The following is a 12794-nucleotide window of genomic DNA, read 5'->3' on the forward strand; positions in this document are numbered from 1 at the left end:
ACCGAACAGCAAAGACGGGCGGGGCTGTCAACGGCGGCGCATTTGCGCCGTTCATCTTGACCGTTGACAGGCTCGGCTGGGTTTGCTATCTGCTCACGGCAATTCACTCTCATTGATAGGAATTGCCTCAAGTTCCGTATTCAAATTGTTCCAATAAGAGCCGATATCCGCACTTGTGAAATACTTAAAACCGCCTGCTGCTGACTTCAATTCGCCGTTTTTAACCCCATAGCAGGCGTAAATCAAATCGTAGCTTGTTCCATCTGAGAGGTTAAATCTAAAGCTGGTCACATCTGCTCCGGCAGTTTCCTCAGTCGTTTTGTCTTTTAGGGATAAGCCCTTGAACTTATCATACAGGGTCTTTATATCATTTTCAGCAACAACTACTTTCTTTTCTGCTGATGCAGGCACTCCGTCATAGTGGTACATTTCAACGTTTTCGACATCTTCAACCTCAAATGGGAAGTCGATTTTGACAGGCTCATAAGCAATGTTTATAGGTAACAGAAAGAGAGCTGTAAAAATTGCAATGATACAAAGAGCGATGGAAACGAGAACAGCAATCGTTATCTTTTTTCTGCCTCTCTGCTTTTCTTTTGCCTCATGGCGCATAATAACGCTTTCGCTTTCTTCGTGAAGAACATCTTCGCTCGTGTGAGAAAGCAATTTCTGATAAATTGCGTTACAGTCAGCACAGGCGTTCAAATGCTCTTTTACCATCTCTGCGCTTGCTTCGCTGCAAGCATCGTCAACATACAGCGGAAGAATATCTCGAACAATATCGCATTGTTTACTCATGCTTTTCATCCATCCTTTCTTGAATTTTTAGCTTTGCACGATGATAAGTAACTCTCGCCCATGATTCTGTTTTTCCAAAAATTGCAGCGATTTGTGAAAAAGATAGTTCCCCGAATACGCGAAGCTGAAAGACTTCTTTGTATGGTTCTTCCAAACGGTGAAGAACGAGGTGTATGCGGAACGCCATGTCAGAATCTGCAACTGAGTTCTCAACATTTTCATTTGATGGCAAGTCATTGATTTCACTCACATCAGCTACTCGCTGACGGCTTCGCATTTCATCATGGTAAAGATTTTTTGCTATGGAGCAGAGCCATGTCAATTCATCTGACTTACCTTTGAATTGTGATGTTGTAGAAACAGCCTTATAGAATGTGTTCTGCGTGATTTCCTCTGCTATCTCACGATTTTTGGCAAGAGAAATAGTATACGAGTATACCTGTAAATAGTAGGCTTTATAGAGTTTTTCATAGTCCATACTTGTCATCACCTCCTTCAGCTTCATAGGTTAGACGGAGAAATCGGAATTTCGTTACAAAGAAGTTTGAAATTTTTATACCTTTACGCTACTCTTGCTTTGTGCGGACTATTGGTAGACGCGCATTAACGGCAAGTAAAGAGATTGCTGTGTCAGCTTGATATGTTCAAATGCTAATTAAGTATAGCATACAGCTATGAATTTTTCTATTGCGTTCCCCTGACTTCGGAATAGTGGCAGGGCTGGCTATCCTTGTTTTGCTTTGTGCTTCTCTACCGTACATGAGCATTTGCACCGGGATTATCGTTTCCATATCCTTCGAGAAGATTGATAACTCCCCACACGCCGACACCTGCTCCGATTGCGGTTACTACTGTTTTAAGTCCTGTTACTGATGTTGTAAAAAAGCCCATTTGTTTGTCTCCTTTTTCTTGAAAAATGAAATAAAAAAGGGAGCTGTTCTGATTTGTGATTTTTCAGAAAAACTCCCATAACAATAGTTCCAATATTTAGTTGTAAAGTCACTTCTGGACATTGTGACCAGAAGTTAAGCCGTGATCTCTCCGACATCGCATACCTCGTCCACCACATCATTCTGCTTGAACCGCAGCTTGTTAAGGTTTTTAACGTATTTTTCAATGTCAAATTCATTCTTTTTGTCATAATCGGATAACATCGGGTATTGCTTATGCTTCGTTATATCAAACTTATCTGAGAAAAATGGTCTCACACCTCTAAGCTGCATGATACATTTGCTGCCATCCATGACTGCAATCTCGTCCTGACTCATTAACTCCTTTCCAGTCTTTTGATAATTCAGACCGTAGGACTGGCTCGTACCTCTTGTATCCGAGATATTGTAAAGGTCAATCGTTTCTTTTCCAAGGATTTCTGCCAGATCTTTCAGAGTATCTTTCTCTTTTCCTCCCAGAAACAGGGTAGTGTCGCAGTTTCCTTCAATCGTGGAAGCGTTGTCCCGGTACAGAGCCTTTAGCTGTGACTTTGACTGCAAAATAATAGAAGCTGATATTTCCCGGCTACGAATGGTAGCAATCAGCTTCTCAAACTGCGGAATCTGCCCAATGTTCGCAAACTCGTCCAGTAAACACCGGACGTGAATCGGCAGTCTCCCATTATATACATCATCTGCCTTGTCACAAAGCAGATTGAATAACTGCGAATACATGATACTTACAATGAAATTGAATGTTGCATCGGTATCCGAGATAATGACAAACAATGCTGTCTTTTTCTCTCCCAACGTATCAAGCTCCAGTTCATCATAAGAAGTCAGGTCACGCAGCTCCTTAATATCAAATGGTGCCAACCTCGCACCACAGCTAATCAGAATTGATTTTGCTGTCTTTCCAGAGACGAAAAGTCAAGGACTTTTTCATCAAATTCAAGAAGAAGTCACATTTTGCGGACTTCTTCACGAAGCATACGCTTGATTTTGTCCTCCATCGTCTCCTTGGCGGTCTGGCTGAAATGCACACGCACGATATAGGTTGTCTTGCCGATCTGCTTTCTGACAGTCGGGCAAGTGGCGGTGTTAGTTGCGGTATTGTTCATTCAAAATCCTCCTGTAAATGAAAAATGCCCGGTGACTGTTCATCATCGGGCGGTGTCGGTATGATGGAACAAGGCAAGGCGGCAACATTAAGGTATCTATAAAAACCTTGCCGTCTTTGCCACGCTTGCCGTGTTCCTGTTGTCAGTTTCGGAGATAGCAGACCCATGCTGTGCCGTCTTTCTCGGTCACAAGTCTGTCCCCGATACGGCTTTTCGCCGTTCGCATGGTGCGTGAGGAAATCCCACGCTCATTGACCGTCTTTTCCAGCTCTGCACTTGGCATTTTCTTTCCGTCTGCAAGCAGTTCCAGAATGAGCATTTCTGCCTGTGCGGTCTTACTCTCGGTCTTGGCGGTGTCCGTCCCGGCAAGAAGCTCATCAGCGGTAATGTCATAAACTCCTTTCCATTCAAAGCCTTTCTCGTCTCCCAGAGAAAAGGCAAGGGACTGTCCGGGCGGCGCAAGAGAGCTTTTCTCATGGATCAGTACCCTTGTTGTGGGACTGTCCTTCAGCTTGCCGATAAAGAGTAGGCTGCGGACTGCCGCCGTAATGTCGATAGACCCTAATCCCCGGTAGGTGCTTTGCGTTCCTGCGGCTTTGTTGAGGTGTCCGATCAGCACGATAGCGCACCCGGTAGCCTGTGCAATGTCTCCCAGACTGCGGAATATCGGGCGCACCTCGTTTGCCCGGTTCATGTCCACATCTGCGCCCAGAAACGCCTGTACCGGGTCAATGATAACCAGCTTTGCGTTGTTTTCCCGGATTGCCCTTGCGATGCGTTCATCGGCAAGGGTCAGTGGTGTGTCTCTATCGTCAATGACAAGCACTTTTTCAAGGTCTGCGTCTGCTTCCATCAGTCGGGGCTTGACCGTATCACCCAGACCGTCCTCGGCAGTCTGGTAAATGATATTGAACGGTTCAAGGGTTTCCATACCGGGCAAGGGCTTTCGGTTGGTGCAAGCCGCCGCAAGACGCATGGCAAAGTAGGTCTTGCCCTCGCCGGGGTTGCCCTGTATGATCGTCAGCTTTCCAAAGGGGATATAGGGAAACCATAGCCATTTCACGCTCGTCAGCTCCACATCTGCCATGCGGAGCATGGGAACAGGCTGGGCGGTGGGCAGCTCTCGCAGCGTGATTGTCTCGGCTATGAATTTGCGGCTCGGAATGTCCCCTTGCTGACGGAGAACATCGTTCCAGTCTTTCCTTGCCGGGACAAGGCGAATGACGGCGATCTCGCTGGGAATGGACTGTGCCAGTCGGGTACAGGCTTCGCTTCCTGCGGTGTCGCTGTCAAGGCAGAGGAACACTTTTTGGGTGTCCTTGCGCTCAGAAAGAAAACGGTCAAGGGCTTTGCCAGAAACGCCGCCCAGGGCAAGATAGCTTCTTGTCTGCCAGTCCTGCGGATAAAGGCAGATGAATGATAACAGGTCAATCGGTGCTTCAAAGACAAAGAGCTGATTGCCGTTTCCCTCATAGCGGAACGGATAGGACTTGTCAGCCCCGGCAATGTCCTGTCTGAATGGGTCTGCCGTTCCTCGCACATGGGCGTATCTCGGCGTACCACTTCGGTCTCTGCCGACAAACACAACATTGTGCCGCTTTGCGTCCTCGTAAATATCCCCGGAAAGAAGAAAAGTCTCAACAAGCGTTTTGTTGAGACCTCGGCTTTCGCAAAGATATTGAATTGCTCTGTCGGCTGTTCTGTTGTGCAAGGGCAAGTGGAACGCTGTGGGCGGTGCTGTGGTGGCTTCGGTCTGTCCCTCGCCGTTTTCGCCTGTCAACATCTGGACAGCTTCGGGAAAGGACTTGCCGTAAAACTCCATGACGAAATCAATGGGATAGCCGCCCTTGCTCTGGCTGTGGCGAAACCACTTGTTTCCCCGGACGGTCAGACTGTCATGTTCTTTCCAGCGGTATTCTCGTCCGCTTTTTATCAGTGTCTCTCCCTGTGTGCGGAGAAAATCTTCCAGACTGACGGCATTTGCCCGGTCAATCTGTGCTTGGGTGTAATTCATCGGGATAGTTCCTCCTTTTTCTGTCGTGTTTGGGGTCGATTTTGGAGCTTTTGTTCCTCTGTACGCTCGTTAAATCGGGCGGCAGTATCTACGCATGACTTGACCTTCCAAAGGCGGTGTAAATCGTCTCTGACAGCCTTAAACTCGCCATAGGTGGTTTCGTGCGCCTGTTCCAGCTCGTCATACTCGTCGGACAGCTTTTTCATATCCACCTTGCCGTCCGGGAACTCCCCGGTCAGCTTTCGTCTGGCGGCGTAGAACTGTATCAGCTCCGCTTCATGCTCTGCCTTGTACTTGGCTCTGGGCTTCTCAAACTTGATTTTCTGCAAGCCGTCATAGACAGGCTTCAAGTTCTGGAAAGCAGCGGAGCTGTCATAGAGCTGCTTAATTGCTTTCATTCGGGCGGTCTGTTCGTCCAGCGTTTTCTTCAAGCTCTCTGTGGCAGCACTGTGTTCGCTGACACGGTGTTCCAAATCTTCAAGGGAGTAAATGCCGTTTGCCCGGAGATAATTGAAAGTCTCGTTCATCTCCTTTAGGTTGCTGACCTTACCTTTCTGCGAATATGCCCCGGCTCTGCGGCTGGTGTAATAGGCGTTCAGCAGAGAAACAAGGTCGGGTGCCTGCGGCTTGGCAATCTCCGCTTTTGCTTCGGCAATCCAATCGAACAGGAGAGCGATTTTCTTCTTGATGTCCCGGATAACGGCATTGGTTGCCTTGATCCAGCGGTTGAACTCGCCCTTTTCGGTGCGTATGCCTTTCTTCTCCATTGCCCGGACGGTTGCGCCTTCATGGATAGTGGGAAGTAAATCCACGCCTTGCCGTTCATAGCTGCGGTGGTCGATACGAACATCAATACCTTTTTCCGCAAACTTGGCATTGCACATCTCCGCCCATGCTTCACGCCAATGTTCCAGCGTTTCGGGACTGCCCCAGTCGGTAGTGGGAACGGCGTTGAAAACAAACTCTCCGTTCTGGTCTCGGATACGGTTGCCGTCCTCGTCCAGTTCGTACACCCGGCGTTGCTTTAGTCCCCATTTGCCGTTCTGCTCGATGGGACGGATGGGGCAAAGCACATGAAAATGCGGATTGGGTATGCCGCCGTCCTCACGGTCTGGCTGGTGTACGGCGAAGTCAACCACCATGCCCCGGCTCACAAAGTTCTCCAACAAAAATTGCCTTGCAAGAGCGATGTTTTCCTCAAGGGAAAATTCATTCTGCAAGGCAATGTCAAAGCTGTATGCAAGCTGGGCGTTCTTTCCACGCTCGGCTTTTTCCACGGCATTCCACAAGGTCTGACGGTCTGCAAATTCCGGGGGAGCATGGGACGGCAGGATAATATCGGAGCAGATCACGCCGCCCTTGCGGGTGTAGTCGCTGTATTCGCCGTAATACTCGCTATACAATCGCTCCCCGGCACGGTAGGCGGCAGAAGCAATAGCGGACTGTCCTGCGCTTCGCTTAGTCTGCGTGACGCTCAGATGAAATAGTGCCATCGGCTTTCAACTCCTTTTCTCTGTTCGCTTGGCTGATATGGGTAATCGCCATGTGACGGACGGCTCGCTGGACTTCGGACAGGGAAAAGATGTGTTCCATCAGCTCTGTCATTTCGGTGCGTGTGAGATCTTTGACCACCGGGGCAAGGCTCTCAATCGTGCCGCCCAGATTGCAAAGACGATGGGTGCGTTTCTGCCTTTCGCCTTTCTCCAGATACTTCTTTCTGTTCTCCAGACGCTCCAGCTTGTGCTGTTCCTGTGCAAGCTGCGTCTCGGCTTGCTCCTTTTCGGCTTGGAGCTGGTCGAGGGTTTTCGGTTTTGTCATTGTGATTGACCTCCTTTTTTGAAAAATGGGGATAAAAAAAGACCGTCAACTTTTCGCATAGTGCGACCAGTCAACGGTCTGATTTTTGGTATTCGGTTTTTGTGTTCAGTTCGGCAAACTGGAAAATGTTAACTAATCTGTGCCTTGATTTTTATCCCTATCTGACCTAATTGATCTTGAGCTACTTGCAAAAATTTCTGGCAGCTATCTGTTATGTCATACTTGAAATGGATTTCTATCATAGCCATCTTAAAATCAGCATTGGGGTATATTTCATCGTACTGTTTGCTTTCGATAAAAGCCACATACGCATTGATTTTATCTTGTAAAATCTTCAAGTGTTCAAACTCATTGTCCCAATTCAAATGGTCGGTAATAAGGAGTACCAAACAAGCATTTTCTTTATCGTTTGCAATTGCGTCAATCTGACTTGCGTTATCAACAGCCACAATATCTCTCCTTTACAGTTCTTTATAAAGGCAACTCGATAAATATGTATTTGTGTCAGTCCCAATGTTTGAAATCATATCCATATTTGACCACAATATTTTTCTTTTCACCCGATGTTTTGATTTTCCAATATATAATCTACAATTTCTTGAATTGTTGCTTCTTTGTCAAGACCATACTCTTCCGGTACAAATATAACTTCAGAAGCTCCTTCATATCCCATCAAATCGTCTATTTCGTCAAAAAAATCATGTATAACATTTTCTTTCACTCTTTTCCCTGTTTCTTTGTCTATACCATGATTTTTAAAAATCCCAACAATTCTTTCTACTTCTTTTCTTGTCATCATTACGCCTCCAAAATATGTTAAATCGTTATATCATGATGCTCCATCGATTTTCCTCCCGTAAGTCCCGATTTGTTTGTTCCATAAGATTCATTTTAGTCGCTTTCAAACTTGCTGGCGGCGAACAGCATTTTATGCTGTTTGCGGACGGCAAGTCCACAGGGGATAGCCGCATTAGCGGCGCAAGGGGGTGTAGCCACCTTGACGGAACGAAGTGACGCAACATTCTCGGTCATGCAGTTTTCTTCTGCTGACCGGGAATGAAGCTCCGCAGGACGCACTACTCTCGATAGGAGAGTATAGAAGTGCGCCCTTTAGTTCCTAAAGGGGTTTGCTCCGGCTTAATTTCTCGACAAACTGCAATTAGTCATTTCAGTAAGTATTTTCCGAGTCCTATCTGAATCAAATATAGGACAAGGATATGTGCTGGATAAAAAACATAGAAGAAGTATTTTAGCTTCAGTTTACCACGCTTTCCGTTGTATAGCAGAATAAGCAAGCAGGCAAGAAGCGTACATAAAGGCGGTTGATTCCCCGTTGTCCCCATGTAAGCCAAAAGGAACAGCAACACTTGATAGATTCGGTGATTACGGCAAATATAAAATGCTGATATGAATAAGATCCCCTGCATACCGTAGTCACAATGGATTCCTTCCGCAATGCCGGAAAAAAGCACTACACTGAGAACTTGCAGGACTGCTGATTTTATTCTATCCACCGGTAGGTCTGATTTACACGAAAATCTTTCAAGGCATACCAATGTCAATAAGCCTAAAAACAAGGTGAAAAATACATTTTGATACTTCAAGTAAAACGGAAATGTATCTTCCATTCGTGAATACGCACTAAAGAAACCTATGTCAAATGGAACTTCCGAAATAAGGGCAAATGCAAGCATCAACCCAATATAGCGTTTTTTACTTCTTGTGTGTTGGAATCCTTCTGCCAGCAAAAAACAGAATAGCGGAAAAGCAATCGTCCCAATGCTTTGCAAATCAAACCGTATGAAATAATCTATCTCTCGGAATCTCTCCCACGACATTTGCCCGTTATCTGCCATAGCCCCCCAGTAGTTTGATAGCAGCCATTGCAGCACAATTTTACATAGATGGTCAATAAGCATTGTCAGTACAGCAATAACCTTTAGCGAATTTCCTGAGAGAAATTGAATGCGATTTATTTTCCTATCAAGGCTCATAAAGCAACCTCCTACCAACTTCCAATTCTACGATTTTTCGCATTCAAATTATACCATAAAACTCGTGAACAATTCTATCGCAACTTTGGAATATATGAGAAAAGTCCGAACAGTTTTCTGCCCGGACTTCCTCACTCAATCATAAATCAATTCTGCTTTCACAATCTCCTCTGCCTGTGCCTTGCAAGCGTTCATCTGCCGCACCCATTCCATTTGATTATCGGCTTTCAGTTGCTCAGTCACACCGTTTTGCTCTGCCAGTGACCGCACGATCAGCTCCATGCGGTTTCGTGCCGCTTCGTCAATCTCGGCACAATGTTCAAAGAGCTTGTCGGATAGCACCAGTTCATTGAACAGTATCGGGCGGTGCATTTCCAGATACGCCTTGCGAAGTCTGCCGTAGTGTCCGATGGGCTTGGTCTTGCGGATAACGATGTTCGGGATAAGATAATCGCCGTTCTGTGTGTAAGTGATATTCATGCTGATTGTACTCCTTTCATTGGCTCTCTCTGCGGTAAGCTGCTGACAGGGACGAACACGCCCTTTGCAATGTCCTCTGCACGAATGGCGGCTTTCTTGGCTTCGATTTCTGCCTTTTTCCGCTCCTTGATTTTATCCTCGTATCGCTTCTGCGCTCCGCTGGCTTTACGCTTCAAGTAGTTCTGATGAAGTCTGTCCTTGCGTTCCTCTCGCTTGCGGATTTCTTCTAATTCCTCCGGGGTCAGCTCCACTTCTCCAAACGCCGGGGGAACGAAACGCCCAACAAAATTGAAGTAAATCTCAACCTCCTGTGTGGTCTGTATACTTCCTTTGCGGTCACGCTCATGCACAAGAATTTTCTCGATAAACTCGTTGAGCATGGCAATGGTCAGCTTGTCGAAGTTCTCATACTTACCAATCAGAGCGATAAAACGGTCAGCGTCCTTTTCGTGCTTCTCATAGCTCTTGACAGCCTTTTCCAGAACAGAGATTTCAGCGGTAAGCTCGGACTGTTCCTTTTCGTATTGAGCGTCCAGAGTGGCGTATCTGCTGTCGGACAGCTTGCCTAAAATGTTGTCCTCATAGATTTTGCAGAGCAGGACTTCCAGCTCGGAAACTCTCTGCTTTGCTGTGGCAAGGCGTGTCCGCTGTTTCCTGACCTCTGCCGTCTGCTGGCTGGACTGTGCTTCCTGCACCACACGGACAAACTCGGCTCTGTCATGCTTGGCATATTCGGCAATAGCTTTGAGCATTTCGGAAACAAGGGACAGTACCACATCTTCATTGATACGGTGCTGTGTCGTGCAGAGCTTTCCAACTGGGACTTTGCTGTATTGGGAACAGGTATATTGAGAAATACGCTTGCCGTTGTTGGTACGGTGGACATACATCTTGCCGCCGCAATCGGCACAATAAAGCAAGCCTGTGAGGGGAGCTGCTTCGCCCCAGCCGTCCGGGTAGCGTCTGACATTCCCACGGATTTTCTGCACAAGGTCAAAGGTCTGCTGGTCAATAATGGCTTCGTGCGTATTCTCAAAAATCGTCCATTCGTCCTCCGGGACATAATGGCTTTTCTTGTCCTTGAAGTGCTTTCGGGTCTTGAAATTGATGGTGTGTCCCAGATATTCACGCTTTTCAAGAAGGTTGCAGATGGTGGAAGAACCCCAGCCGTACACATCTTTGAAAGTCTTATTCTTGTTCACGCCCTCGCCGTGCTGGGCAAGGTAAGCGGACGGAATGAGAATTTTTTCTTCTTTCAGCTTGCTGGCGATCTGATACGGACCGTAGCCCTCAATCGTCATGGCAAAGATACGCTTGACCACCTCTGCGGCTTCGGGGTCAACCAACCATTGGTCTCTGGCTTCGTTCCAGAGATAGCCGTAAATGACTGTGCCTGTGAGGTGCTTGCCGGACTTGCCTTTGGACTGGAAAGTGGAACGGATTTTACGGCTGGTGTCTCTGGCGTAATACTCGTTCATAATGTTGCGGAAAGGGGTAAAATCATCGTCCCCTCTGGCACTGTCCACGCCGTCATTGATGGCGATAAGGCGAACGCCACGCTGACGCAGGATTTCCATAATCTGACCGACTTTCAGATAGTCACGACCCATGCGACTCATGTCCTTGATGCACAGATACTCCACATTCCCGGCTTCAACCTCTTTCATCATTGCCAAAAATCCGGGACGGTCAAAGCAAGTACCACTAATGCCATCGTCCGTGAAATGGACAATGTTCGTAAAGCCCTGCCGTGCGGCGAACTCCTCCAACATAGCCTTTTGATTGGAAATGGAATTGCTCTCACGCTGTTGGTCATCATCTTTGCCAAAGTCATCACGGCTCAGTCGTTCGTACAGAGCTGTGATTTTCTCGTTTTTTCTCATAACTTGCGCTCCTTTCTTCGGTTTTAGGTTGTGTGTTCTAAGAGACTTCCCAACCGCTTGATTAAGAAGTCTTTTAGAGCATACAACACCCGCCGCCAGCTTGTATTTTTTATACTGTCTGACCGCAAAGTGGTTCGGGTTCTCCTTTTCCAGCTCCTCAAACAGCAGGTCAACCGCATTTTTGAAATTCTCATCATCTTCCCTTGCTTCACTGGCATCCACCAGATCAATCAGCATGGAAAAATTCTGTTCCTCCTCCGGTGCTTCGTACCAGATATATGCGATCAGGGCTGTATAATAGAGCTTTTCCGCTTTCACCCAGAAATCCTCAGAGGCTTGCTGTCCTTCCCCTTTGGTATTTACAATGATTGTGTTTACGAGTTTCAGAATATCCTTTTCGCTACGGATATAAGCGAAAGGATTGTAATGCATTGATTTTGCAAAGTTAATGGTATTCAGCACCTTGATCCGGTAATTATTCTTAGACAGCATTTTGCCACATTCCACGAGGACTGTGCCTTTGGGATCGGTCACAACGTAGGAACTGTGCATCTGCATGAGGTTCGGCTTTACAAAAAATCTGGTCTTGCCGGAACCGGAACCACCGATTACAAGTATGTTTTTGTTTCTCGCATACTTCGGCTGCTTTGGTCTGCCCGACATCATAAGCCGTTCCGTTGCTGTTAAAAGCACGTTATTTTCAAATACAGGATCAACATACGGTTCAATATCTTTGGCTGTTCCCCACCTTGCCGAACCGTACTCCACTCCCTGCCGGAATTTCTTTGCATTTTTCGCTTTATAATAAACTACCATACGAAATCCTATTCCGCATCCCACTCCTACCAGTAAATCTCTCGGCAGAAAACTTGGAAGCGGATTATGGAACGCACCTCCAATCCCATTGATTGTGTCCAACACCTTCTGTAATGTATTGTCACCTGCCTGCTGTCCATACAGCCATGAAACCTTATTCAGAACATATCCGAAAATCACATAGGGAGCGCACTTCAGGGCAAGCTGTTTCTTATTTACCCCTTTTGTTTTTTCTTTGAGAGTTTTCGGAATTGACTGTAAATCCTTTTTAATTCCGTCAATGACCTTGCTTATAAGCTCTGTCCTCTGTCCTTATTTTTCTCTCTGCTTCGCTCCCTATTCTTATTCTGTGCAACAATCTTCTGAAGTCCTTTCAATTTCTGTCTGAGTGACGGACGCTGTTGCTTTTTCTCATTAACTTTTACAAATTCCTTGAATGCCTGTGCTATCACATCAGCATCCTTGCCCTTGAAAAATACAAGATACTTGGGTGGTTCCGTGGTCTTATCCTTCTTTACTGCGAAATCGACATTGTATTTCCTTGCAACACGCTCAAAGGATTTAATATTGCTATCCGTAACCTCAATGGACTTTGCACCCTCTCCCTGACCGACCAGCTTTTTTACCGGGATTTTCCCATGGGAAGGCTCCTTATGCTTCTGGTGTTCCAGATACATCTTCATCGCCTTCTGTAACACGCTTGCGGTCAGTTTGGAAGTCTTGATTGCAAGAGCAATGGTTTTCTGTGTTGTTTCCTCCTGCACGGTGTACCTCCTTCCTTATCTGCACCGATTTGATTCAGGGTGGAACCAACAGCCTGTGTAATAAATATTTCATAAGTTCTCCTTTCCACTTCTGGACATTTTGTCCAAAAGTTTTATAAACACAAAAAAGGGCAACTACAAACCTTTACGGTCTATAACTGCCCTTACGCTGTTGTA

13 protein-coding genes and 1 pseudogene are annotated in these 12794 nt (G+C 46.5%); all 14 read right to left on the reverse strand.

Annotation, left to right across the window (positions count from 1 at the left end; genetic code table 11):
• Positions 1 to 93 precede the first annotated feature (93 nt).
• The gene (locus tag OCV77_RS12000) at positions 94 to 798 is read right to left on the reverse strand and encodes a zf-HC2 domain-containing protein (RefSeq protein ID WP_015527904.1); all 705 of its coding nucleotides are present in this window, start codon (positions 796 to 798) and stop codon (positions 94 to 96) included.
• On the reverse strand, positions 791 to 1276 hold the full coding sequence (locus OCV77_RS12005; RefSeq protein ID WP_008818014.1) for an RNA polymerase sigma factor: 486 nt from the start codon (positions 1274 to 1276) through the stop codon (positions 791 to 793). The genes OCV77_RS12000 and OCV77_RS12005 overlap by 8 nt, the downstream gene beginning before the upstream one ends.
• Before the next feature lie 272 nt (positions 1277 to 1548).
• Complete coding sequence (locus OCV77_RS12010; protein WP_002594237.1) at positions 1549 to 1689, reverse strand: Maff2 family mobile element protein; 141 nt, start codon at positions 1687 to 1689, stop codon at positions 1549 to 1551.
• 134 nt (positions 1690 to 1823) lie between these two features.
• A pseudogene (locus OCV77_RS12015) lies at positions 1824 to 2648 on the reverse strand (VirD4-like conjugal transfer protein, CD1115 family); the annotation flags it as partial.
• 41 nt (positions 2649 to 2689) lie between these two features.
• Positions 2690 to 2848: a transposon-encoded TnpW family protein gene (locus OCV77_RS12020; protein ID WP_004845310.1), complete on the reverse strand. Its 159-nt coding sequence runs from the start codon at positions 2846 to 2848 to the stop codon at positions 2690 to 2692.
• 142 nt (positions 2849 to 2990) lie between these two features.
• The gene (locus tag OCV77_RS12025; protein WP_055260671.1) at positions 2991 to 4862 is read right to left on the reverse strand and encodes an AAA family ATPase; all 1872 of its coding nucleotides are present in this window, start codon (positions 4860 to 4862) and stop codon (positions 2991 to 2993) included.
• A complete protein-coding gene (mobQ, locus tag OCV77_RS12030; RefSeq protein ID WP_055260673.1) occupies positions 4859 to 6355 on the reverse strand; it encodes a MobQ family relaxase in 1497 nt (498 codons plus the stop codon). Before mobQ ends, OCV77_RS12025 begins: the two co-directional genes overlap by 4 nt.
• Positions 6321 to 6680 carry a DUF3847 domain-containing protein gene (locus OCV77_RS12035; protein WP_055260675.1) on the reverse strand — a complete coding sequence of 120 codons (360 nt, stop codon included), beginning with the start codon at positions 6678 to 6680 and terminating at the stop codon, positions 6321 to 6323. The genes mobQ and OCV77_RS12035 overlap by 35 nt, the downstream gene beginning before the upstream one ends.
• A gap of 128 nt (positions 6681 to 6808) precedes the next feature.
• Positions 6809 to 7129, reverse strand: coding sequence for a DUF6572 domain-containing protein (locus OCV77_RS12040; RefSeq protein ID WP_055260677.1), 321 nt, complete (start codon positions 7127 to 7129; stop codon positions 6809 to 6811).
• A 107-nt stretch (positions 7130 to 7236) separates the two neighbouring features.
• Positions 7237 to 7479, reverse strand: coding sequence for a hypothetical protein (locus OCV77_RS12045; RefSeq protein WP_148447517.1), 243 nt, complete (start codon positions 7477 to 7479; stop codon positions 7237 to 7239).
• A gap of 364 nt (positions 7480 to 7843) precedes the next feature.
• Positions 7844 to 8674 carry a TraX family protein gene (locus tag OCV77_RS12050; protein ID WP_025483373.1) on the reverse strand — a complete coding sequence of 277 codons (831 nt, stop codon included), beginning with the start codon at positions 8672 to 8674 and terminating at the stop codon, positions 7844 to 7846.
• Between the two features lie 135 nt (positions 8675 to 8809).
• Positions 8810 to 9154: a TnpV protein gene (locus tag OCV77_RS12055; protein ID WP_033119194.1), complete on the reverse strand. Its 345-nt coding sequence runs from the start codon at positions 9152 to 9154 to the stop codon at positions 8810 to 8812.
• Positions 9151 to 12033: a DUF4368 domain-containing protein gene (locus tag OCV77_RS16705; protein WP_416910558.1), complete on the reverse strand. Its 2883-nt coding sequence runs from the start codon at positions 12031 to 12033 to the stop codon at positions 9151 to 9153. Before OCV77_RS16705 ends, OCV77_RS12055 begins: the two co-directional genes overlap by 4 nt.
• Positions 12034 to 12143: 110 nt before the next feature.
• Positions 12144 to 12617, reverse strand: coding sequence for a PcfB family protein (locus OCV77_RS12065; protein ID WP_262575269.1), 474 nt, complete (start codon positions 12615 to 12617; stop codon positions 12144 to 12146).
• Positions 12618 to 12794 lie beyond the last annotated feature (177 nt).

The sequence above is a fragment of the Suilimivivens aceti genome (assembly GCF_025567405.1).
Classification (GTDB): domain Bacteria; phylum Bacillota; class Clostridia; order Lachnospirales; family Lachnospiraceae; genus Suilimivivens; species Suilimivivens aceti.

Bases quoted from the DNA above. Each gene is read 5' to 3' on its own strand.
- OCV77_RS12000 (WP_015527904.1), bottom strand. From the start codon at position 798: ATGAGTAAACAATGCGATATTGTTCGAGATATTCTTCCGCTGTATGTT.
- OCV77_RS12005 (WP_008818014.1), bottom strand. From the start codon at position 1,276: ATGGACTATGAAAAACTCTATAAAGCCTACTATTTACAGGTATACTCG.
- OCV77_RS12010 (WP_002594237.1), bottom strand. From the start codon at position 1,689: ATGGGCTTTTTTACAACATCAGTAACAGGACTTAAAACAGTAGTAACC.
- OCV77_RS12020 (WP_004845310.1), bottom strand. From the start codon at position 2,848: ATGAACAATACCGCAACTAACACCGCCACTTGCCCGACTGTCAGAAAG.
- OCV77_RS12025 (WP_055260671.1), bottom strand. From the start codon at position 4,862: ATGAATTACACCCAAGCACAGATTGACCGGGCAAATGCCGTCAGTCTG.
- mobQ (WP_055260673.1), bottom strand. From the start codon at position 6,355: ATGGCACTATTTCATCTGAGCGTCACGCAGACTAAGCGAAGCGCAGGA.
- OCV77_RS12035 (WP_055260675.1), bottom strand. From the start codon at position 6,680: ATGACAAAACCGAAAACCCTCGACCAGCTCCAAGCCGAAAAGGAGCAA.
- OCV77_RS12045 (WP_148447517.1), bottom strand. From the start codon at position 7,479: ATGATGACAAGAAAAGAAGTAGAAAGAATTGTTGGGATTTTTAAAAAT.
- OCV77_RS12050 (WP_025483373.1), bottom strand. From the start codon at position 8,674: ATGAGCCTTGATAGGAAAATAAATCGCATTCAATTTCTCTCAGGAAAT.
- OCV77_RS12055 (WP_033119194.1), bottom strand. From the start codon at position 9,154: ATGAATATCACTTACACACAGAACGGCGATTATCTTATCCCGAACATC.